The organism is Glutamicibacter creatinolyticus (assembly GCF_006094275.1).
Lineage (GTDB): Bacteria > Actinomycetota > Actinomycetes > Actinomycetales > Micrococcaceae > Glutamicibacter > Glutamicibacter creatinolyticus.
Genome location: NZ_CP034412.1, coordinates 2,966,735 through 2,988,327, shown reverse-complemented (window position 1 = coordinate 2,988,327; position 21,593 = coordinate 2,966,735). Strand labels below are relative to the sequence as shown.

20 protein-coding genes and 1 riboswitch are annotated in these 21,593 nt (G+C 62.1%); of the genes, 14 read left to right on the top strand and 6 right to left on the bottom strand.

Annotated features, from left to right (window positions below):
• Window positions 1–230 precede the first annotated feature (230 nt).
• Window positions 231–1,400, top strand: a complete 1,170-nt coding sequence (gene ftsW / locus GcLGCM259_RS13700) for a putative lipid II flippase FtsW (RefSeq protein ID WP_175419445.1) — start codon at window positions 231–233, stop codon at window positions 1,398–1,400.
• Here ftsW and GcLGCM259_RS13695 read toward each other — a convergent pair.
• A complete protein-coding gene (locus tag GcLGCM259_RS13695) occupies window positions 1,397–2,953 on the bottom strand; it encodes a PucR family transcriptional regulator (protein WP_175419444.1) in 1,557 nt (518 codons plus the stop codon). The two genes, ftsW and GcLGCM259_RS13695, sit on opposite strands and share 4 nt — an antisense overlap.
• Before the next feature lie 154 nt (window positions 2,954–3,107).
• Between GcLGCM259_RS13695 and GcLGCM259_RS15735 the strand changes: the two genes are divergently transcribed.
• From GcLGCM259_RS15735 to GcLGCM259_RS13685, 3 genes are read left to right on the top strand one after another with little or no spacing between them, the layout of a single operon-like run.
• The gene (locus GcLGCM259_RS15735) at window positions 3,108–3,236 is read left to right on the top strand and encodes a hypothetical protein (RefSeq protein ID WP_279402284.1); all 129 of its coding nucleotides are present in this window, start codon (window positions 3,108–3,110) and stop codon (window positions 3,234–3,236) included.
• Entirely contained in the window at window positions 3,233–4,780 is a 1,548-nt protein-coding gene (locus tag GcLGCM259_RS13690) for a sodium/proline symporter (protein ID WP_138926954.1), read from the top strand. The genes GcLGCM259_RS15735 and GcLGCM259_RS13690 overlap by 4 nt, the downstream gene beginning before the upstream one ends.
• Window positions 4,773–5,264 (top strand): hypothetical protein, encoded by a 492-nt coding sequence (locus tag GcLGCM259_RS13685; protein WP_138926953.1) that lies wholly within the window; start codon window positions 4,773–4,775, stop codon window positions 5,262–5,264. Before GcLGCM259_RS13690 ends, GcLGCM259_RS13685 begins: the two co-directional genes overlap by 8 nt.
• Window positions 5,265–5,404: 140 nt before the next feature.
• Here the strand turns inward: GcLGCM259_RS13685 and GcLGCM259_RS13680 are convergent, their stop codons facing one another.
• Window positions 5,405–5,959, bottom strand: coding sequence for a type 1 glutamine amidotransferase domain-containing protein (locus tag GcLGCM259_RS13680; RefSeq protein ID WP_138176369.1), 555 nt, complete (start codon window positions 5,957–5,959; stop codon window positions 5,405–5,407).
• A 103-nt stretch (window positions 5,960–6,062) separates the two neighbouring features.
• Window positions 6,063–7,295, bottom strand: a complete 1,233-nt coding sequence (locus GcLGCM259_RS13675) for an MFS transporter (protein WP_246049619.1) — start codon at window positions 7,293–7,295, stop codon at window positions 6,063–6,065.
• Window positions 7,296–7,533: 238 nt separating this feature from the next.
• Here GcLGCM259_RS13675 and GcLGCM259_RS13670 point away from each other — a divergent pair, with 238 nt between their 5' ends.
• The 3 genes from GcLGCM259_RS13670 to GcLGCM259_RS13660 all read left to right on the top strand — a co-directional run bounded on the left by GcLGCM259_RS13670 (window position 7,534) and on the right by GcLGCM259_RS13660 (window position 11,458).
• Window positions 7,534–7,833 carry an antibiotic biosynthesis monooxygenase family protein gene (locus GcLGCM259_RS13670; protein ID WP_138926952.1) on the top strand — a complete coding sequence of 100 codons (300 nt, stop codon included), beginning with the start codon at window positions 7,534–7,536 and terminating at the stop codon, window positions 7,831–7,833.
• Window positions 7,834–8,357: 524 nt separating this feature from the next.
• On the top strand, window positions 8,358–9,824 hold the full coding sequence (locus tag GcLGCM259_RS13665; RefSeq protein WP_175419443.1) for an AIPR family protein: 1,467 nt from the start codon (window positions 8,358–8,360) through the stop codon (window positions 9,822–9,824).
• A 572-nt stretch (window positions 9,825–10,396) separates the two neighbouring features.
• Complete coding sequence (locus GcLGCM259_RS13660) at window positions 10,397–11,458, top strand: 2,3-butanediol dehydrogenase (RefSeq protein WP_138176375.1); 1,062 nt, start codon at window positions 10,397–10,399, stop codon at window positions 11,456–11,458.
• A gap of 113 nt (window positions 11,459–11,571) precedes the next feature.
• Here the strand turns inward: GcLGCM259_RS13660 and GcLGCM259_RS13655 are convergent, their stop codons facing one another.
• Both GcLGCM259_RS13655 and GcLGCM259_RS13650 read right to left on the bottom strand, forming a co-directional pair.
• Window positions 11,572–12,648 (bottom strand): sensor histidine kinase, encoded by a 1,077-nt coding sequence (locus tag GcLGCM259_RS13655; protein ID WP_138926950.1) that lies wholly within the window; start codon window positions 12,646–12,648, stop codon window positions 11,572–11,574.
• Window positions 12,641–13,336 carry a response regulator transcription factor gene (locus GcLGCM259_RS13650; RefSeq protein WP_138926949.1) on the bottom strand — a complete coding sequence of 232 codons (696 nt, stop codon included), beginning with the start codon at window positions 13,334–13,336 and terminating at the stop codon, window positions 12,641–12,643. Before GcLGCM259_RS13650 ends, GcLGCM259_RS13655 begins: the two co-directional genes overlap by 8 nt.
• A 75-nt stretch (window positions 13,337–13,411) precedes the next feature.
• Here GcLGCM259_RS13650 and GcLGCM259_RS13645 point away from each other — a divergent pair, with 75 nt between their 5' ends.
• The 5 genes from GcLGCM259_RS13645 (at window position 13,412) to GcLGCM259_RS13625 (ending at window position 18,830) form a co-directional block, all read left to right on the top strand.
• Window positions 13,412–14,077 carry a M15 family metallopeptidase gene (locus GcLGCM259_RS13645; RefSeq protein WP_246049617.1) on the top strand — a complete coding sequence of 222 codons (666 nt, stop codon included), beginning with the start codon at window positions 13,412–13,414 and terminating at the stop codon, window positions 14,075–14,077.
• Between the two features lie 116 nt (window positions 14,078–14,193).
• Window positions 14,194–14,310, top strand: a riboswitch (SAM riboswitch).
• A gap of 58 nt (window positions 14,311–14,368) precedes the next feature.
• On the top strand, window positions 14,369–15,049 hold the full coding sequence (locus tag GcLGCM259_RS13640) for a hypothetical protein (protein WP_138926948.1): 681 nt from the start codon (window positions 14,369–14,371) through the stop codon (window positions 15,047–15,049).
• Between the two features lie 169 nt (window positions 15,050–15,218).
• The gene (locus tag GcLGCM259_RS13635) at window positions 15,219–15,875 is read left to right on the top strand and encodes a 4a-hydroxytetrahydrobiopterin dehydratase (protein WP_054820603.1); all 657 of its coding nucleotides are present in this window, start codon (window positions 15,219–15,221) and stop codon (window positions 15,873–15,875) included.
• Window positions 15,876–16,070: 195 nt separating this feature from the next.
• Entirely contained in the window at window positions 16,071–17,342 is a 1,272-nt protein-coding gene (locus GcLGCM259_RS13630; protein ID WP_246049615.1) for an AI-2E family transporter, read from the top strand.
• A gap of 138 nt (window positions 17,343–17,480) precedes the next feature.
• Entirely contained in the window at window positions 17,481–18,830 is a 1,350-nt protein-coding gene (locus GcLGCM259_RS13625; RefSeq protein ID WP_138926946.1) for a D-serine ammonia-lyase, read from the top strand.
• A 126-nt stretch (window positions 18,831–18,956) separates the two neighbouring features.
• Here GcLGCM259_RS13625 and bcp read toward each other — a convergent pair whose 3' ends face one another.
• Window positions 18,957–19,433, bottom strand: a complete 477-nt coding sequence (bcp, locus tag GcLGCM259_RS13620; protein ID WP_138926945.1) for a thioredoxin-dependent thiol peroxidase — start codon at window positions 19,431–19,433, stop codon at window positions 18,957–18,959.
• A gap of 222 nt (window positions 19,434–19,655) precedes the next feature.
• On the opposite strand from bcp, the gene GcLGCM259_RS13615 reads away from it, so the two are divergent.
• A complete protein-coding gene (locus GcLGCM259_RS13615; RefSeq protein WP_138926944.1) occupies window positions 19,656–19,970 on the top strand; it encodes a 4a-hydroxytetrahydrobiopterin dehydratase in 315 nt (104 codons plus the stop codon).
• Between the two features lie 132 nt (window positions 19,971–20,102).
• Window positions 20,103–21,479, top strand: coding sequence for an NAD-dependent succinate-semialdehyde dehydrogenase (locus tag GcLGCM259_RS13610; RefSeq protein ID WP_138926943.1), 1,377 nt, complete (start codon window positions 20,103–20,105; stop codon window positions 21,477–21,479).
• Window positions 21,480–21,593 lie beyond the last annotated feature (114 nt).

Genomic DNA, 21,593 nt, shown 5'->3' with positions numbered 1-21,593 from the left:
GCTGCCCGGTCCTGAGCGCCTGGTCCGCGTGGATAATTTTCTGATCTATGTGGGAAGTGCATGCGTCATACCGTCGGGGCTATTAGTGGCTTAACCCGTGGCTCAGTAGGATGAATGGTTATGCGTACTTCACCTTGGCGGCTGGTTGCGGCAGTGTTTGGCAGTGTCCCGAAGATCCCTCTGAGCGGCAGAGCGAGCCGCTGGCACCGTGCCCGGGAAGAGGTGCGCCAATGAGTAGGCAGGCCGCCGCTTCCCCGGCCCGGATCTCACGGGCCAGCCGCCACGATGCCCAAATCATCATCGGGATGACCTTGCTGCTCACGGTCATGGGCCTGGTCATGGTGCTATCCGCGTCCGGGGTGAGCACCCGGTCCTCGCCATACCGCCTGCTGACCACACAGGCGGTGGCCGCGGGCTTGGGGGTTGCGGCCATGCTCGTGTTGTCGCGCTTCCCGGTTCGGGTGCTGCGCAAGCTGAGCTGGCCGGCCTTCCTGCTGACCCTGGTGCTTCTGGTGCTGGTGCTGACACCGCTGGGGGTGGAGGTCAACGGGGCGCGGCGCTGGCTGGGTTTGGGGCCGGTGACCTTCCAGCCCTCGGAGCTGGCCAAGTTCACCAGCGTGCTGTGGTCCGCCCATATTGTGGATGCCAAGCGGAGGCTGCTGCACGACTGGAAGCACCTGGCCATCCCTTATCTGCTCGGCAATGGGCTGTTTATCGCCCTGGTGTTGCTGGAGGAGGACTTGGGCACCGCCGCCGTGCTGATGCTGATCACCCTGGCCACGCTCTTCATTGCCGGGGTGGAGCTGCGCAAACTGCTGGTGGTACTCGGCGGGGTCAGCGTTGTGGTGATCATTGCGGCGCTGATCAGCCCGAACCGCATGGTGCGCCTGATGAGTTGGGCGAACCGGGCCTGCGATGACGGGATGGATCTGTGCCACCAGAACCTACAGGGCCAGTACGCATTGGCCTCCGGTGGGCTGTGGGGCGTGGGCATGGGACAGAGCCGGCAGAAATGGCACTGGATCCCAGAAGCCCACACCGACTTCATTTTCGCCGTCATCGGCGAGGAGATGGGGCTGATCGGTTCGCTGTTCTTCTTGCTGATCTTCGCCTTCCTGGCCGTGTCCATCCACCGGATTGCGCAGCGTTCAACCTCCGTCTTTGCCCGCTGCTTCTGTACGGTCACCTTGATATGGCTGATCGCCCAGGCGGTGCTGAATATCGCCATGGTGGCCGGGCTGGTCCCGGTCACCGGGGTGCCGCTCACCTTCATTTCGTTTGGTGGGTCCTCCCTGGCCACCTCCCTCGCGGCGATCGGGGTGATGTTGGCGGTGGCCCGGGACAACGGCCGCCAGCCGGACCCGCAACTCCAGGTGTCCAAGGAAACAGGTGCGGCTTAAGGGTGTGGTGGCATACCGGATCGCTGGCTCTGCCCGTGCACCGCCAACGCCAGGGAGAGCACCGTCAGCAGCCTCGGGTCATCAAGGCTGATGCCCAGCAGCTCCTCCAGCCGTGACAGGCGCTGGTAGAACACCGAGCGGGAGAACAGGCTGTGCCTGGCGGCCAGTGACCGGTTCGCCGGATGAGCCACGCAGGCTTCAAGGATCCGCAGGAATTCCGCGCGCTGCGCCTGCGGCAGGTCGAGGACTGGAGCCAGCACCTGCCGGGGCAGGCGCTGCAGGGACGGTTCATGGCGCAGCTCGTGGGCGAGCAGGGCCAATGGTTCGGCGGCCGTGTGCACCACGTTGCCGCCGTCCGCTCCCAGATGCAGTTCGAAACCGGCCCGCGCCTGGCGCAGAGAATCGGCCGCTGCCTGCAGTTCATGGCAGCCGGGGCCCAGATACAGCGGCCCCCGCAGCTGTTCGCCAGGTTCGAAGGCTTCCTGCGCGAAAGGCACGGCCTGCTCCTGCAGCGACAGCAAGCCGAAGAGCAGTGAACGCCCGTTGACCACCTGATGGGCCACCGTGGCCTGATGCGGCGCGAAGGCCTCCCGCAGGCTTTCGGCCGCGAGCCCCGGATCCGCCTGTGGAGTGAGGGCTACGGCGAAACCATGCAGGATCCTGCCGCGAATTGGCAGGCCGGAGGCTTCAAAGCGGGGGACAAGTTCGGTGGCGGAGACCTTCTTGTGCACCAGCAGGTCATCCAGCAGCTGCTGTCCGGTGCCCAGTTCCCAGCGCGCGGACCCGGGACGCTGCAGCAGGTCCACGCCGATGGCCACGGCCGCCATGGTCAGCACATGGTGCACTCCGGCGGGATGCTGGGCCTGAAGCGAGCAGATCAGGGAACCGAAATGCTTGCCGTGCAGGGTCACCGGCACCGCATGCCGTCCCGGGTTTCCGGCACGGTGTTCCCGGCCCGAATGCTCCTGCCAGGACTCGAATATCTGCTGCGGCGCCGTGGAACTCGGGGCGTAGCGCAGGACATGGTACCCCTGATCCTCCAAGATCACCGGTGTTCCCAGCAGCTGGGCGCAGGTGGACAGGATGCTATCGGTCGGGGCGCCGCGCTGCATCAAGGCGGTGAACAGCACGGTCACTGTGCCGCCGGCTTCAATGCGTCGGGTCTGCTCGGAGAACAACCATTCGTGCAGGGCGCCGGTGATCTCCACGAACGCGACCTTTCGGTGCATGATCACCAGCGCCAGCCCCGCCTCGCGGCAGGCCTGCACCAGTTCCTGCGGTGCCTCGCTGACCGGGGTGCCAAGCTCCAAGACCAGCAGCGGCACGTCGCGCAGGGCCAGGTCCCTGACATAGCGCGTGAAATCCGGGGCCGGGCCCCAGCCAATGCCGGTGGTCAGCACCATTTCGCCGCCGCGCAGGTGGTCGCGCGGCATCATGTTCTCCAGAACGTGGGCCCATCGGATGGGTCGGGCCAGATTCTGCTGGTCCGCGAACACCTGGGGATCCCCGGTCAGCACGGGTGGAAGCTGGAGCACCTGGGCAACGGTCGGCATGCCATCGGCCGGACAAAGTGTCCGGCTGGAAGCGAATTCCGCACCGTGTGTCACTGTCAGTTCCTTCCCATCTGTGCGAAGCTAGCGGTCACAGTGTATTTTGTGATGCCCTTCACACCATACAGGTTGTGCTGTACCGAGGAGGATACTGCTGATGTTTGGGTTGCCGACATTCACCGTCGTGGTGATCCTGGGCGTTCCGGCGTTCTGGGTCATCTACACCGCCACGTTCATGTGGCTCAGCCGCAACTGGAAGCGCGAGGACCTGGGAGGGGAGAAATGAGCCTGGAACTGGCCTTCCTGGTTGTCTACTTCCTCGCCATGGCCGGCATCGGCTTCTGGGCGATGAAGCGCGGGCAGTCCGACTCGGAGGGGTACCTGCTGGGCGGGCGCAGCCTGGGCCCCGGGGTCACCGCACTGCGCCTGCAAAGCTCCTCCATGTCCGGCTACATGTTCATGGGCGCCGGCTCGCTGGGCTATACGCAGGGCTACTTCGGCATGTGGTACGCCCTGGGTGACTTGGGCGGCGGCATCCTGAACCTGTCCGTGCTGGGCCGCAGGATGCGCAAGCTCTCGCAGATCCTGGGCTCGATCACCTCCATTGAATACCTGGAACACCGCTACCCATCCAAGTGGATCCGGCTGATCGCCGCACCGGTGGCGCTGTTCTGCATGTTCTTCTATGTCCTGGCCCAGTTCATTGCCGGCGGGCGTGGCCTGGAGATGGTGACCGGGGTGTCCTTCCCGCTCGCCCTGGCCATCGCCATTGGCGTGATCGTGCTCTACACGTTCCTCGGCGGCTACCTGGCGGTGGCCTACACCGACTTCGTGCAGGCCATCATCATGGTCATCGGCATGGTCTGGATCCTGATCGCCACCTTGATCGCCATCGGCGGCTTCACCGCCGGCAACGAGGCCGTGGGGCAGATCAATCCGAACCTGCTGACCATGTGGGGTGCGGACCTCGGCTTCCAGGGACAGTGGGGCGTCATCCTCGGCGCGCTCTTGGTCTTCTCCATCGGCTACATGGGCTGGCCGCACGTGGTGGTCAGCCACATGGCCATGAAGAAACCCTCGGTGGCCCGCACCGCCGGCGCATACTCAATGATCTTCAACCTGCTGTTCATCCCCGGCCCCTACCTGGTGGGCATGTTCGCGCTGCTGCTGCTGCCGAACCTGGCCAACCCGGAGATCGCGATCTTCGAGGTCGCCGACGCGGTGCTGCCCAGCTTCGCGGTGGGCATCGTGATGGCCGCGATCATGGCGGCGATCATGTCCACCGCCGATGCCCTGCTGCTGCAGGCCGGCACGATTGCCGGGCAGGACATCTATGCCCGGTTCATCAACCGCAAGATGACCGACGGGCAGATGGTGTGGGTTTCGCGCATCACCGTACTGCTGCTGGCCGTGATCGGCTACGTGATCGCCGCCTTCGACCCGCCGGCGGTCGCCGCGGTGGTCATCTTCTCCACCACGGTGCTGGGCAGCGCCTTCGTTCCGGCGTATGTCTGCGCCGTGTGGTGGAAGAAGGCGAACACCGTGGGCGCGATTTCCTCAATGATTGCCGGCACCGTGGTATCGGTGGGCTGGCAGCTGTCCGGACTGCCGGATTCAACCGGCATCGACCCGATGGTCACCGGCATCCTGGCCTCCACCATTGCCATGATCGTCGGCTCGCTGGCCAGCCAGCGCAACCATCCGGTGCCCGAGCACATTGCCCGTGCCCTGGAGGAGACCGCCAAGGTGGGCCCCATCCCGGCCCGCATGCTGATGAACCAGGATGCCTACCTGGCGGCCCAGGCGGAAGTGGCGGCCCGCCATGAGTGAAGTGGTCCTTACGACCCTGGTGGATGAGCAGGACGCCTGGCGGGCGCTGAAGTCCAAGGCGCCGCAGCTGCACGCCGGCAGCGCGCGCCTGCTGCACCACCCCTTCGCCGGGTTCCAATTCCAGGTCCCGCAGCCGGCCAGGCGGCAGCGCGCCGCCCACGTGCTGGTGGACTACTACTCCGGCAAGGCGTTCTTGAGTGACCCGTGGCGCCTGGAGGACGCGGCGGGCCTGGACCTGGCGAAGGTCAAGGACCCGAAGTGGAACACCATCGACTTTGAAACCGCCCGACACAAGGCGGCGGCGCTGGTGCGCACCGCATCGATGCGCAAGGCGAAGCTTGCCTGGCGCGGGGGAGTCAAGGAGCAGTCCTGTGTGCGTACGGTGTGGAAGCCGAACTGGATGCTGCAGGCAAGAATTGCCGACCAGGACTACCGGATCATGGTGGATGGCCTAAATGGCGGGTACTTCGTGATTGGGGGATAGGCCACGGGACGAAGTGCCTTGTTAGGGCGCGAAGGGCTCCGGAAGCGGAAAGGACACCGGCAAGGACAAGTGGAGGAGCCACCGTGACGGTGGCTCCTCCACTTGGAGTTCTTTCCGACAGAGCCGGAAAGAAAAGAGTTCTAGGCGCTCAATTCCTTGATAATCGCCTCGTTGAATGCGTCAAGGTCACCTGGGTTGCGGGAGGTGATCAGCACCCAGTTCTCAGCTGGGCAACGGAATACCTCAACGTCCTTCCAGGTGCCGCCGGCGTTGATGACGTCGGTCTTGACGGACTTGTAGGAGGTCAGGGTCTTGCCCTTGACCAAGCCGGTCTCGACCAGCAGCCACGGGCCGTGGCAGATTGAGGCGATTGGACGGCCACCGGAGGCGAAGGACTTGGCGATGCGCTGGGCGTCCTCATCCAGTCGCAGGTTGTCCGCGTTCAGCGTGCCGCCGGGCACCAGCAGCAGGTCGTAGTCCGCTTCATTCACCTCGGACAGTGCGGCGTCCGCCTGGAAAGCCTCACCCAGATCCCAGTCGCTGACGAGGCTCTGCACCTCACCGGTCTTCTGGGATGCGATGGTGACCTCGGCGCCGGCATCCTTCAGCGTCTGCACCGGGCTCTTCAGCTCATCCTGCTCCACTCCGCGGTTGGATACCACCACGAGAACCTTCTTGCCTGACAAATCGGCCATGGTCTTGCTCCTTTCGTTGGGATCCACTGGCCACGATGGCACTCGTGGACCCGGTACGCAAGAGGGGGTCAGCAACTATTCAGGTCGTGGCACTTAGTAGGGACTAGCGGGCGTGCTGGATTTGGTGCAACGGGGAACCCTTGCGCATCAGCACCAAGGTGGCCCCAATGCCCAGCGCCCCAAAGAACGCGCTGACCCACCAGGAGGAGGACCAGCTGCCGGTCACCACGACCAGCCAGGCCACCAGCATCGGACCAGTGAAGTTTCCGATGTTGAAGATCTGCTGCATCAATCCCATGGCCGCGGGTGCCGAACCGCCCTCGGGCGCCAGGTCCACCGCGATGCGCGTCATGGTCGCTGGCACCATGGCCCCGCACAGGGAGAACAAGCCGACACTGAGCACTTGGAGCAGCATCAATTCTGGCGGGTAGTCGATGGCGAAGGTCAGCACGGAAGTCGCCGCCATGATGAGGAACGCGGCGAGGAGCAGCTTCTTGGCCGAGAATCCCTTCTGCAGCAGGTTGCCGGTGCAGATGGCTCCGATGCCGTTCAACCCGCCAACCACGGCAGCAAAGAGACCGCCCATCACCGGAGAAAGTCCGTCTTCGCGGTAAATGCTGGGCAGGAATCCTACGATGGCCATCCACTGCACGGTGTAGCAGCCGAAAATGAGGCCGCTGAGCCACACCCGACCGGAGGATGCGGTCGCGATGATCCGGGTCAGGGCTGCCTTCGCTCCGGCGCTGCCAGCGGGATGGTCGGGTGCTACGACCTTGAGAATCAACACCACCGGGATGAGCGTCGCGGCGGCAATGAACAGCCACCACGTCTGCCAGGTGATGTACTGCAGTGCGATAGCGGTTCCGAGTACGCCCAGAAAGGTGGCAATGCCCATGAATGCGGCCCACCAGCCCACGGCGACATTCATGCGGTGCAGCGGTGCATGGGCACGCACCAGTCCCGGGCCCACCACGCTGGCCATGATGACACCCGCCCCCTCGATGATGCGGGTAATCAAAAGCAGGGTCGCGTCCTGTGACAAGGACCCGGCCGCCGATCCCACGGACAGTAAGAGCAGCCCCAAAACCATGGTGTGCCTTTGGGAGATCAGTTCTGCGACAAGAGACATGGCCAACCCGCTGACCATGCCAGCCACTTGAACCACGCCGAGCAGCACGCCGGACATGAGTAGAGAGATGCCCAGTTCGTTTTGCAGCACCGGGATTGCTGAGGGGAGTTTCCAGATGTGCAGCGCTGCCATCACCCCACTGAAGACGATGACCACCCAGGCAACATCGGATCGCTGGGAGCCCAGCGATTCTTTCGTTTCAGCCACCAAAGACCCTTTCGCGCCATTGCATAATCGGCTCACGATCGCGGCCGTATCGAACGGGATTCTTCCATACGCGCGGCAGGAAGCCGATGGCTGTCCCGTTCATTGAGGAAAGGCGCCTATCCTAATCGGTTTGGGTCACCTACCGAACCATGTGAAGCGGCTCACCGCCAAGGAAGAGCCAGGAAGAGTAGGCTGAAACTACCACTGGTTGCCCCAAAAGGGGGCCGAAAGGAGAGACATGTCTGTCGTCGTCATCAACGCCTTGAACGTCCCGGAAGGTGCCGGAGAGGAACTCGAAGCCCGCTTCGCGGCACGCAAGCATTCGGTGGATAGCGCTCCGGGTTTCGAAGGATTCAAGCTCCTGCGTCCAGTTGCCGGAGAAAACCGTTACTTCGTTTACACCCAGTGGGCGACTCGCGAGGACTACGAGACCTGGCGAGACAACCGCGCCGGCCACGACCACTCCAAGCAGAAGCCGGTAGCTTCTGACAACGCGCTTCTTGAGTTTGAGGTTGTGGATCTTAACAATGTGGCTTGAATCTTCAAAAACCAACTGCTCCGGCAGCTGTTTTGATTGATTGGCTAGCCTCTGAACGACTGGGTAATGATCAGAGCGCATAGCAGCTTCCCTTCAAGGCCAAAATATCGTGGGGACGGATGAAGATTATTTCCCTGGGTACGATCCCAAGCCATATGCCGACCTCCAGGTCCCGACAGAAGCAGGGTACGATCTGCCGCCTGTGTACCGCTGGAGAACAACATGAATCCGTTACACCCAAAATGCGAAGGTGGGGACCTTAAAGAAATGGACGCCTCCCGAGAGGCTTCGTGATAGAGAGCTCTCGCATGACGAGCTGTTGAAAGTGTTCCATACTAAGGGCAAGACGTAAGGCGGGATGAGGAAGCAGTAGCTATTCGGCGAATTGGAGATCTGCCCACATAGGATTGCTTCCCAAAATATACGGCACCGGCAAAGCTGCTTATAATGAAGTCGAGAATTTTCGATAACAAACTTGCTGTTACAGTATGGAACAAAACGTAGATTCTTGTTATTATCACGGGATGTCTTATACTCCCTCGCAGGATATTTTGTTCCACCATTTTGAAGAGTTTCGTAAGCTTCACTATCCTTCCGGCCAGAAGGGCGTCGCTTTTGCCCGCTTCATGACGTCGATAGCGCTTCGCGAATATCCCTTGTCTGAGAGCGATCTTGAAGCCGGTTTTACAGACGGGCCACACGATGGCGGAATCGACGGGTTTCACGTGGTGCTCAATAGGACCGAGGCCATCACACCTGAAACGAAAGGACTTTCAACCAAAAGCCCCCCGCCCAAAGTTCCTGAGAGAACACCTTTTGATGTTGTCATCATCCAGAGCAAGATGGACACCGGCGGCTGGGATGGTCTCGCCCTCGCAAGGATCCGCGAGGGGCTAGAGGTCATTTTCGACTCGTCGAAGACGGAAAAGGACCTACTGGACCACCCTCTGAGACCGAAGCTTGCTAAACAGGTTATGGCGTTTCGGAAATTCCAGCGGAAGTTAATCAGTCTCGATCCGGTCCGCTCCGTCAAGATCTACGTGATGCAGCCTGTGAACCCGATGGCGATTAGTCAAAGGGAGAAACGTTCCGCTAAAGCGCTGGAAAGGTCTATCGCGGCAAGCTTCCCGTCGGGCACCAAAGTCGACGTTCACCTCTGCGATGTGAACGAGATTGAACGCATGCGCAATGAACAGGTGGAATTCAAAGGGAGTCTCAAATTCGCCTTGTCTCCGAATGGACTTGCACACGGAAGGAGTCAGGCTTGGCTGGGGTTAGTCACTATCGGGGATTTCCTGAAGTTTCTCTCCCGAGATAAAGGCGTGTTGCGGGATGAATTTTTTGTCTCAAATATCCGTGATTTTGCTGGGACGACGGCCACGGTGAATGCTGCGATCAAGAACTCACTAGAAAAGGACTCCGCCACCTCTTTCTGGTGGATGAATAATGGCGTAACAATTTTGGCCGACGAGGCCCGTCCCCAAACCGACAACACGTGGACGCTAGTGAATCCTCAGATTGTAAATGGACTTCAAACGAGTAATGTCATTTACGAAACACATAAAGCGGATTCGATGACGAAAAAGCGTAAGAAAGAGAGCCTCGTTGTACGCGTCATCGCTGAACAGGACCCGCAGATTCGTGAATCCATCATCGGGGGCACGAACAATCAGGCTCAAGTAGGGGCAATTCAACTTTACGCGAACGACAAGTTCCAGATTGAACTTGAAGAGTTCCTCCTCAGCAAGGGTTGGTTCTACGAGCGACGCCGCTGGCAGTACCGGAACACGAAAGCTTCCCGGTCCAAGATTCGGTCCATCGTACAGGTCGCCCAGGCCGCTATTGCGCTGCTACTTCTCAGGCCGGATACGGCAAGAACCCGGCCTCGCGATTATCTAAAATCCAAGAATGGCTATGCTGAAGTTTTCTCGGAGAGATATCCGATGCAAGTCTATGCGACGGTATTAGGGCGTGTCTCTTTATTTGGTTAATACCGCGCTCCACACCACCACAGCTTGTAAAACCACTGCAGCCCCGGGATGGGTCACTTTATGATGTTCCAGAGCTGAAAATTGCTTGACTTTGAACATAGGGGCACCCCCCAGCGGCGAACGTGAAAGGTCAGAGGTCATTTTGCCTGCATGATGAATGTCCGTGACTGGGCCCAATTTTGAGAATCGATCCTCACAGAGCCGGCGGAAATCCAACGCGTTCAGGAAGCTGGACAGCACCCCGAGCCCTGCCCTGGGGCACCAGGGCCAGCCCGGTGAGTTGGGCTGGAACCAGTTCAGGTCATCTTGCCCTCGTTAAAGATCGTTAATGACGTCCCGAACGATGAAACCTCCGGGCTAGTGGCACTGCCGCCCGTAATCGAAGAAAACCGCTGGCCCAGACAAACTGAAAATCTACGAGCCTCAGGGAGCCAATGAAACTGCTGTGCTTGTCTTCCCTGTGGGCTTGCTCGCTTTCTTCTCTAAATGTAGAAAAACGGAGTACGGTGTCTAATACGACAGCGACGCAGTACAAAATCTGCGCCCATCCTCCGGCTCCGAAGGAGTTAAGAATGAAGGCCGCGCGCTACTACGACCGCAAGGATATCCGCATCGAGGATATCGATGAACCGACGCTGCAGCCGGGGACTGTAGCCATTGATGTTGCATGGTGCGGCATCTGCGGTACCGACCTGCATGAGTACCTCGAAGGACCGATTTTCGTTCCTCCCGCAGGACATCCGCATCCGATTTCCGGCGAGTCGGCTCCAGTCACCCTGGGCCACGAGTTCTCGGGAACGATTACCGCTTTGGGCGAAGGGGTCACGGACCTCGAAGTGGGACAGAATGTGGTTGTTGAGCCCTACATCATCGGTGACGATGTAGATACCAGTGAGGGTCAGCCCTACCAGCTGTCCGAGAACATGAATTTCATTGGCTTGGGTGGCCGCGGTGGTGGTCTGGCAGAGAAGATCGTGGTGGAACGCCGCTGGGTACACCCAGTCGGTGACATTCCGCTGGATCAGGCAGCCTTGATCGAGCCGCTCTCTGTGGGACATCACGCGTTCGTCCGTTCCGGCGCAAAGGCGGGACAGGTCGCCATCGTTGGCGGTGCAGGTCCGATCGGTCTGCTGACCGCCGCAGTGCTGAAGGCCGAAGGCCTGACCGTATACATTTCCGAGCTCTCCGAAGCCCGCAAGGCCAAGGCGCGGGAAACCGGCGTTGCCGATGAGATCTTTGATCCCCGCGAGGTGGATGTTGCGGAAAAGATCCGTGAACTGACCGGCGGTAAGGGTGCTGACGTCGGTTTCGAGTGCTCCTCGGTACCGGTGGTGCTCGACATGCTGATCGACGCCGTGCGGCCAGCGGGCGTGATTGTGAACGTCTCGATCTGGGGTCGCAAGCCCGAGGTCGATATGCCGAACCTGGTGCTGAAGGAAATCGATCTACGCGGAACCATCGGATACGCCAACGATCATCCGGACACCATCGAGTTGGTCTCCAGCGGCAAGCTCGATCTGGCTCCGTTCATTACCGGACGCATTGGCCTGGACGAACTGGTCTCCGAAGGCTTTGACCAGCTCATCAACAACAATGAGCATCACGTGAAGATCATTGTGAACCCCCGGGCCTAGTCCCTACCGGGCAACTAAGCCGGCCCTTTAGAGAGGCACGGAAGCAAGAGAAATCCTTGCTTCCGTGCCTCTTATGCATTTAAACGGTCTTTCAAATGACAGGCTCTGCAACGCTATTCCGGTAGCTCAACGACAATCCGCAGACCGCCAGAAGTACGCGCCGTCAATGAGAGCGAACCGTGGTGGGCTTTGACAATGCTGGCGGCGATCGCCAGTCCCAGGCCGGCACCGGCTCCGTCGTCTGACCGTGCGCGCTTGGCGCTGCGCTGGAATGGCTCTGTCAGTGTGTTCACCAGCTCGGGCGGCAGGTGTTCGCCCGTATTCTCCACCGTCAAAATGCCGTTTCCTGCCGCGTTTCCAGTGCTGATCCACACCGTTCCGTTCTCAGGCAGATTGTGCACAATTGCGTTGTGAATCAGGTTGATGATCAGCTGTTGCAGCAGCGGGGGAGAGCCGTGGGTGGTCGCAACCTCATTGGCGACTTCCAAACCAACGACGCGTTTTTCTGCCAGGGGCAGCAGGGTTTCGGTGGCTTCTTCGACCAGCAACGACAGGTCGACTATTTCTGGGGTAAAGGACTTCTGTCCGGCTCGGGTCAGCCACAGCAACGACTCGGTCAGTTCGATGGCCCGCTTGTTGACTGTTCCCAACCGTTGGAGGAGCTCACCGGTGTCTATGTCCGTCTCTTTGCTGGCGACATCCAACAGTGTTTGGGTGATGGCCAATGGGGTACGTAATTCATGGGACGCATTGGCGGCGAATCGTTGCTGCTCCGCGACGTGTGCTTCCACTTCCTCCAGCATGGTGTCGAAGGCTTCAGCAAGCTCCCCGAATTCATCGTTGCGACCAGGGAGGTGAATCCGACGTGCGAGGTCGCCCTCGGCCACGGGGCGGGTGGTTTGCGTGATGCGATCCAAGGGGGCAAGCATTCGACCGGCGAGGAACCAGCCTCCAATGAGCCCAAAACCCAGCAGGAAGAGCAGCACGCCGGTGGCCGCGGGTCCAAAGGCATCAAGTAGATCCGAGCGGTTCGGGACGAAACCTCTAGCACTGTCGATGTTCCCCTCGGGAACATAACGCAGCAGGAAAACCCAGACGGCGGTGAGCAGCAGCGCGCCAGCCAACATCAGAAAACCGACGTAGCTTAAAGTGAGCTTCAGTCGCACGCTCAGCCCTTTTGGCTTATTCACTGTCCAACACCATAGGTACTTCACTGTCCGGGGCTTCGATGCGATATCCGACCCCTGGAACTGTTGCGATCACCCACCGTTCGCCGAGACGTTTCCGCAAGGCTGAGACCGTAATGCGCACCGCATTGGTGAATGGATCGGCATTCTCATCCCATGCTCGTTCCAGCAGCTCCTCCGCGCTGACCACCCCACCTTCTGCCCCTATGAGGACTTCCAGTACCGCGAACTGCTTGCGTGTTAAAGCCACATAGCGGCCTTCTCGGTAAACCTCGCGGCGAAAGGGATCCAACCTTACTCCAGCTATTTCGCGGATCGGAGGGCGGTGATGAGCCCGGCGCCGACTCAATGCCCGTAGGCGCATCACCAGTTCCTGGAGCTCAAATGGCTTCGTCAGGTAGTCATCCGCGCCCAATTCAAAACCTGAGGCCTTCTCATCGAGCCGGTCGGCGGCGGTCAGCATCAGGATCGGCAAACCGGTACCGGAGGCCACGATGGAACGGGCTACTTCATCGCCGGAGGGGCCGGGAATGTCACGGTCGAGGATGGCGATGTCGTAGGCATTGATCTCCAAAAGTTCCAAGGCCGTATCACCGTCCCCGGCAATATCTGCAGCGATGGCTTCCAAGCGCAATCCGTCACAGATAGCCTCCGCCATCAGGAGTTCGTCCTCGACGATCAGTACACGCATAGCCCCAATCGTACGAGCCGGAACATATCGCGGGCATATCAAAATTTCGATACGGCCCGGCAACAGGACGCCGCCTTGACTGGTTTCATGAGAAAAATGCGACCGGCCAAGCACCGCAAGAAATCCCTCCTGACCAAAATCATCCTGGTGCTTCTGGCGCTGCTTACCACCCTGTGGGTGCTTGCCTTGGCCCTAACGCTCGGAACCCGAAGTGACTGGAGTCCCTCATCCATGGCGGCAACCGTGACTTCGGTGGTCCAGGGAGGACAAGAGCCAAGGGCAGGTGCGTTAGGGGTGGCTGGTGGGGATGTGCCTTCAGGAACCACCCTGAAGTCCCAGGTACCAGCCGTGCACTACTTGAGTCCGGACCTGCGCGAGGCGATGAATGAGGCAGCAGTCGACGCCGCCAAGGATGACATCAAGTTCATCGTCAACAGCGGCTGGCGCTCGGAAGCATTTCAGCAGCAGCTGCTGGACGAAGCGGTAGACCGGTACGGGTCGAAGCGTGAAGCCGCCCGGTGGGTTGCAACTGCGCAGACTTCACCGCATGTCTCCGGCAACGCGATAGATATTGGATCCTATGACGCGCGGGCGTGGCTAGACCAGCACGGTCGCTACTACGGACTGTGCACGGTGTACGAAAATGAGCCGTGGCACTTTGAGCTGCGCCCGGAAGCGGTCAGCCAGGGCTGCCCCGCCCCGTACACGGATCCGACAGAAGACCCTCGGCTGCAGCGCTAGAAACACGAATTAGGTGACAAGTGGACCGTTCCTTCGATAATGAACAATCCACAGTGAGCAATCGCGGCCTACGCGGACGCCAAACCGTCGGACCGGACGCATAGGATGATTCCCAGGTTCACGAGCTGCAGCGATAAGTACCTGGCTTGCTGCACGGCAACCCTCCTCAACCGAGCGGGGTGCCCCAGGGGAAGAACCGGTCCGCGGCACCAGCCGCCGGGCAAGTCGGTGGATGCCGCGGCGGAGGTAAATCCTCCGTCGCCGGGTCCTCCCATGCGAGGGGAACAACAATTGTCTGAAAACGGACGCAGCCAGCACGAGAACTTCAACAAGGAACATGCGCAGGACTTCGAGGCCTGGCGCCGGGAGCTTTACGGTGATGATGTTGTTGGCACGGAATCGGCCGCGAAGATCTATCAGGCCATGAGGCTGCGTGCCGACGGCCGGGCCGAGCTGGTTCGGGGAGGCCCGCTAGAGATTCCGGTCGACAAGTACGGTCTGCCGGCAGGCGTCAAGGGAAATGAACCAACGGTAAGGGAACAACTGGACCTGCGGTGGGATGCCGCACTGTTGGAGGATCCGTATGCTCCACCGTACGTCCCGCGTCCGAAGGGAAATTGGCTCATCGTCAAGAGCCAGCGGGCCACAATGCTGCTGGATGGCGAACTGTACCGCGGGTATGACACGGAACGGTACATCCACAAGTGGATGCGCGCCGGGTTTACCCCGGAACTGTACTGTCTACTGCACGCGAAGCTTGAAAGCGTCGTGGAGCGCTGCCGGGGCAAGGCGAAGTGGGCAAGGCGTGAGGATTGGTTCGAGGGCCGGTTGGCCGAACTGAATCTTTCCAGCGGGAGCCTCGGCGCGAACGGCGCGAACCTCAACCCCGAGCACTGGCAGGACCTGCCGGGCCTGCTGGTCCGCCTGCCGATCTCGGTAGCGATGGAGAAGATCCTCCTGCTGGGTATGTAGACCGGGACAGGGGGCGGAGGCTTGCTTCGACAAGCGACGGCGCGTTGGACGCGCAACGCTGGCAATTGGCTAAAGGGCCTTCTTTCTTTTCCAGGGGCGCGGCAAGCTGAGAACGACCGTGGCCATCATGGTCACGGTCGTTGGCTCCATCCGCAGAGAGGCAAGAACAATGTCAGGCAAAGATGTGCTGTCAACAGACGAAATCCAGGCACGGCTCTCACAATTGCCGCACTGGCGCTACGGGCTGGGGTCCTTGCGGACCGCTTTCAAGTGCCCGAGCTCGGCCGCCGCGATTCAGCTCGTGTCGGCGATTGGCGCGCTGGCCGAGGAAGCCGGACATCATCCGGACGTCGACTGGCGTTATGACACGGTGTTCGTCAACCTGGTGTCCCACGATGTCGGCGGCGTGACGTCACGGGACTTCACCCTGGCCACCCAGATCTCCGACCAGGCCGAAACCTTTGGTGCCCAAGTGGACCTGGGCCTGGTCAGGACGGTGGAAATCGCTATCGATACCGAAAACCCGCAACAGATCTCCAAGATCTGGCAGGCGGCCCTGGGCTATGAACAGGCGGCGGACGGTGCGCTGACCGACCCGCATGGCCGTGGCCCGGCCATCTGGTTCCAGGAGACCCAGACGCCGAACCAGAATCGTTTCCACGTTGATGTAACGGTGCCCCATAGCCACAGTGGCGACCTGCTGGAAACCTTGAAAACCACCGACGCGGAGTTCGACTACGAGTACGCGCCAAGTTGGGTGATTGTCACGGACAAGCAGGGCAACCGGCTGTGCATTTGCACCGAGGCCGAGTCCGGCCGCGAATAGCCGGTTGCGTGGTGCAGCGTCGCTGCATCTGCGTGGCACGAAGATGAAATGGTGATGTCGACGGGAACGGTGCTCGACTGAACCGGCAGTGCAGGACCTACCGGGCGCGACTGCTGCCCGACCCACTATTGGCCGATGGTAGGAGCGACCATGGCTTTCTTTCGCAGGCGTACATCAGGCAGCAGGAAAACACGGGTGGAGTCCTCCCCGCTGGATGAACAGGCGTGGGCCTCGGTTGAGCGCCCCGCGGTGACCTTCCAGGGATTGTGGACCGACCCGCTGGGCAGGCTCGGCACCCGGTGCCTGCAGCTGCTGATCATCGGCGTGATTGCGGGGCTGGTGGTCCTGGGGATGCTGCGGCTGACCCTGATCGTGATCCCCACCCTCATCGCCGTGATCCTCTCCTGCGCCTTGTGGCCGTTGGTGATTCGGCTGCGCCGGGTCATGTCCCCGCTCTTGGCCGCGTGGACCGTCTTCCTTGGCGCGCTGCTGATCCTGGGAGGCATCGGCACCGGGCTGGTGTTCTCGGTCATCAACCAGTGGCCCACCCTGGTCGAGCAGGCCGTGGAGGGGTTCAACCAGCTGAACTCCACCGTCCAAAACGTGGTGGGCGGACTGCCGTTCAGCATTGACGGGCAGCAGCTGGATGATGCGGTGCAACGGGTGACCGCGTTCATCACGAGCTCCGAATTCGGGACCGGGGCGCTGCACACCCTCACCGCCGCCGGCAGCCTGGTCACCGGAACGATCCTGCTGCTGGTCATCCTGTTCTTCTTCCTCAAGGACGGTGACAAGATCTGGGCGTTCTTTGTCTCCTGGACGCCCGCCCACTTCCGGCACACCTGGATTCTCTCCGGGGACCGGGCGCTGCACACCTTTGGCGGCTATATTCGCGGCACCGCGATCGTGGCCGCCGTGGACACCGCAGGCATCACCCTCACCCTGCTGATTTTGCAGATACCGCTGGCGCTGCCGCTGGGGGTGGTTGTCTTCCTCGGCTCCTTCATCCCGCTGGTCGGCGCGACCGTGGTGGGGGTGCTGGCAACCCTGGTGGCGCTGGTGACCAACGGTCCGGTCAGCGCGCTGATCGTGCTGGCCGCGGTGATCCTGGTGAACCAGCTGGAGGGCCACTTCCTGCAGCCGGTGGTCATGGCGCACACCCTGAGCCTGCATCCCCTGGTGGTGTTGATGGCCTTGACTGCCGGCACCGTGCTGGGCGGAATCGTCGGTGCGGTGGTGGCCGTGCCGTTGACCGCGGCGGGATGGCGGGTGGTCAAGGTGTGGACCGGCAGGGAAACCAGCGATCCGGTGCCCCAGGCCCGTGAAGACATTGAACATGTGGAGGAACTGCAGGAAGAGGAAACGAACGCTGCCGAACAGGAGAAGCAGGAAGCGGCCGAACTTGCCGAGCAGGCCGAGGAGCTGAGCGGGGAACAGCAGCCGGAGCGCCCCGAAGGCCGGGACTGACCTAATTTATTCGCGGGACCAAAAAGCAACATGTGCGTCCGCCGAACGCCCGGAAACGGCACTGAACGGTCCTGCTGCCCGTGGTTACACTGGCAGCAGGACCGCTTAGTGCCAACCCTGGAAAGGACCACGGACCCGATGACACTCAACATCGACAAGCTGCTGGAAGACCCGGTGGTCGAAGCCATGTCGCAGGGCAAGGAGACACTGTGGTTCCGTCAGAGCCACACCCCGACCGCGCAGGCCCTTGACTCCAGCGGGCTGAACGCCGATCTCATCGAGGACGCCCGACAGCGGTTTGAGCGCTTTGCCCCCTGGTTCGTGCGCCAATTCCCGGAAACCTCGATCAGCTACGGCATCATCGAATCCCCGGTGCACGGACTGCACCACCTGCAGGCCGAGCTGGATGACCGGCAGGGAAGCCAGCTGCCGGGAAAGTTGTGGATGAAGCGGGACGACATGCTGCCGGTGGCCGGTTCGATCAAGGCCCGCGGCGGGATCCACGAGGTGCTGCAGGTGGCCGAACGGATCGTGGTGGACGCCGGGGTGCTCAAACCCACGGACAACTACGCACGGTTCGCCGACGCGGACGTGCGCCAGGTGCTCGGGGATCACGGAATCATGGTCGGCTCCACCGGAAACCTGGGTCTTTCCATCGGGGTGGCGGCCGCCGCGCTGGGGCTGCGCACCACCGTGCACATGTCCGCCGACGCGCGCTCCTGGAAGAAGGAGCTGCTGCGTTCCCGGGGCGTGAGCGTGGTGGAACATCCCGGGGACTTCACCGAGGCGGTGGACGCCGGGCGGGCCGAAGCGGAGGCCGATCCGAGCGTGCACTTTGTGGATGATGAGAACTCGATGGCCCTGTTCGCCGGGTATTCCACGGCCGCGCACCGGCTGGCCGGTCAGCTCAGGGCGCTGGAGGTGCGGGTCGACCAGGAACATCCCCTGATGGTGTACCTGCCGTGCGGGGTCGGCGGCAGCCCCGGGGGAGTGAGCTTCGGGCTGAAGCACCTATTTGGGGATGCGGTGCGTTGCTTCTTCGCCGAACCCACCCATTCCCCGGCGGTGACGCTGGGGGTTCGGACCGGTCTGCATGAACGGATCAGCGCGTTCGACCTGGGATTGGACGGCAAGACCGCGGCCGACGGCCTGGCGGTGGCGCGTCCCTCCGAGCTGGTGGGCCGGGCGCTCGCCGATGTGGTGGATGGCTATGCGACGGTCACCGACCAGAAGATGCTCGCCCTGACCGCGCTGCTGGCTGACTGCGAGGACATTCGGGTGGAACCCTCGGCCACGGCCGGTCTGCTGCTGCCCTGGCGGGTGGCGGGCGATCCCGATTTCCGTGGAACCAGCGGGCTGAGCGAAACCCAGTGGGCCAACGCCACACACCTGGTGTGGTCCACCGGTGGGGCGATGGTGCCGGAGAAGGAAATGGACGGGTACCTCCTAGAGGGACACCGGGAGCTGGAGCAGGTCCAGCTGGGCTAGGTTCGGGCGCACCATCCCTGGGATTGCCGGGCAGGGAACGCAAATGCCGCGGGTGGGCGAAGGGATTCTTCGCCCACCCGCGGCATCGTTGCTCAGGCGCTTCAATTTACTGGAAGCGCGGCCGTGCTACACCCCGAGGGTGTCGCGCAGCCGGGCCACGTGGCCCTGGGCATCCACGCCGTATTCGGCGTGGCTGATGTTCCCCTGGGCATCGACCACGACGGTGGAGCGCAGGGTGCCATCGAAGGTGTTGCCGTTGACGGTCTTTTCACCGTACGAGCCGTAGGCCTTGGCGACCTCGTTGTCCGGGTCGGAGAGCAGCGGGAAGGTCAGGGACTCATCGGCGGCGAACTTGGCAATGTCCTGCGGGCTGTCCGGGGAGATGCCCAGCACGCTGTAACCGGCGCCCTGCAGCGAGTTCAGGTTGTCCCGGAAGTCGCAAGCCTCAGTGGTGCAGCCCGGGGTCGCGGCCTTGGGGTAGAAGTAGACAATGACGGACTTGCCGGCGTAGTCCGAGAGCGAGACGTCCTGACCCTCGCTGTTCTTCAGGGTGAACGCCGGAGCCTGCGCGCCGGTCTGCAGGGGAGTGGAGACTGCAGCCATGGGAAAACCTACTTTCATCTAGCGGGAAATTATTTTCATTCTAGTGATACGTCTCTCCATTTTCTAGGGCAAGTTAACGATGTTGCGTCCGCTTTCCCGGCTGCCCGCGTTCTTCCAGGTGCGGGTCTATTCCCCGCACCGGGCACATCCGGTGGCACACTGGAAGCATCTGACCGCCCGAACACCGTCCTGGCCTGATTCACTGTGAAGCCGAGGAGAGCCATGTCCCCTGACGAAGTGCTGAACACCGAGGAGCTGGAGCGCAACCTGCAGCGCCTGCCCGGCTGGAGCTATGAAGCGGGCACGCTGCGGACCCGGGTTGCCTGTGCCAGCGCGCAGCAGGCGATTGACCTGTTTGCCGAAATCGCCGAACTGGCGCAGCAGGCCGAGCACCATCCCGACGTGGACTGGCGTTTTGACAAGCTGCTGATCGCCTTGACCTCCCATGACGTGGGCGGGAAGATCACCGCCCGGGATGTGGCCCTGGCCCAGCAGATCAGTCATGCGGTGCTGGCCGCGCAGGCGGACCTTGGCTAGGGCGTTCGCCCTGCGCTAAGGCACGTCATTCTGGGCTTTTGCCGCTGTTTTCCCGACGCGATCCGTGAAATGGTGGGGATATATCCGCGTCCCGTGGTGGCCTTGCGGATTCCCCAACGTTGAAGGAGCAGCATGTCGACCTATGCAGTGACCAACCCCGCTACCGGAGTCGTAGAGGCAACCTACCCCACCGCCAGCGACGCCGAGATCCAGGAGGCCATTGGCGCGGCCCACCAGGGCTTCACCACCTGGTCCACCTCCAAGATCTCCGAGCGCGTCGCGCTGCTGGAGCGGGTAGCCGACATCTACGAGGAACGCGCGGAGGAACTGGCCGCGATCATCACCCGCGAGATGGGCAAGCCGGTGCGCCAGGCCCAGGGCGAAATCAGCATTGTCGCCTCCATCTACCGCTACTACGCCAAGAACGGCCCGAAGTTCCTGCAAGACGAGGAGCTTGAGGTCGCCAGCGGCGGCAAGGCGCTGGTGCGCAAGGAAGCGGTCGGTGTGCTGTTGGGCATCATGCCGTGGAACTTCCCCTACTACCAGGTGGCCCGCTTCGCGGCGCCGAACCTGATGAACGGCAACACCATCCTGCTCAAGCACGCCCCGCAGTGCCCGGAATCGGCGCTGGCCATGGAGCAGATCTTCAAGGACGCCGGCGCCCCGGAAGGCGCCTACGTGAACATCTTCGCCACCAATGACCAGGTGGCCGACATCATCGCCGACCGCCGGATCCAGGGGGTTTCGCTGACCGGTTCGGAGCGCGCCGGTGCCGCGGTGGCCGAGATCGCCGGGCGCAACCTGAAGAAGGTCGTGCTGGAACTGGGCGGTTCGGATCCGTTCCTGGTCATGGAGGATGCGGACGTGGCCCGCAGCGCCAAGCTGGGCATGCGCGCCCGCTTCGGCAACACCGGCCAGGCCTGCAACGCCGCCAAGCGCTTCATCGTGGACTCCTCGGTGTACGACGAGTTCTCCAAGGCGCTGGTGGACCAGGTGTCCGGCATCAAGATGGGCGATCCGACCGAGGCGGAGAACTTCGTCGGCCCACTGTCCTCGGCCGCGGCCCGCGACGGGCTGGCCGCCCAGGTGAAGGACGCCGTGGACAAGGGCGCAACCGTGCTGGCCGGCGGCAAGCCGGTGGACGGGGACGGCGCCTACTTTGAGCCGACCGTGCTGGCCGGGGTCACCGAGGACATGCGCGCCTTCAGCGAGGAATTGTTCGGCCCGGTCGCCGTGCTGTACAAGGTGGACGGTGAGGAGGAGGCCGTGAAGCTGGCCAACAACACCGACTACGGGCTGGGTGCCTCCATCCACACCCAGGACGCCGAGCGGGCCGACCGCATTGCCCGCCAGCTGGAAACCGGCATGGTGGCCATCAACGAGCCCTCCGGCACCGCCGCCGAGCTGCCCTTCGGTGGAGTGAAGCGCTCGGGCATCGGTCGCGAGTTGGGCAAGTACGGCATGGATGAGTTCGTCAACCACAAGCTGGTGAAGATTTCCGGACGCTAGTCCACACCCTCGGTAGCAGGCCGGGGGCAGGTGAGGGTGGCGCACGGTTCTCGTGCGCCACCCTTGGTGGTTAAGCCACTGGCAGTGGGGCTTTGGTGCCGGGCCGCTTACTTC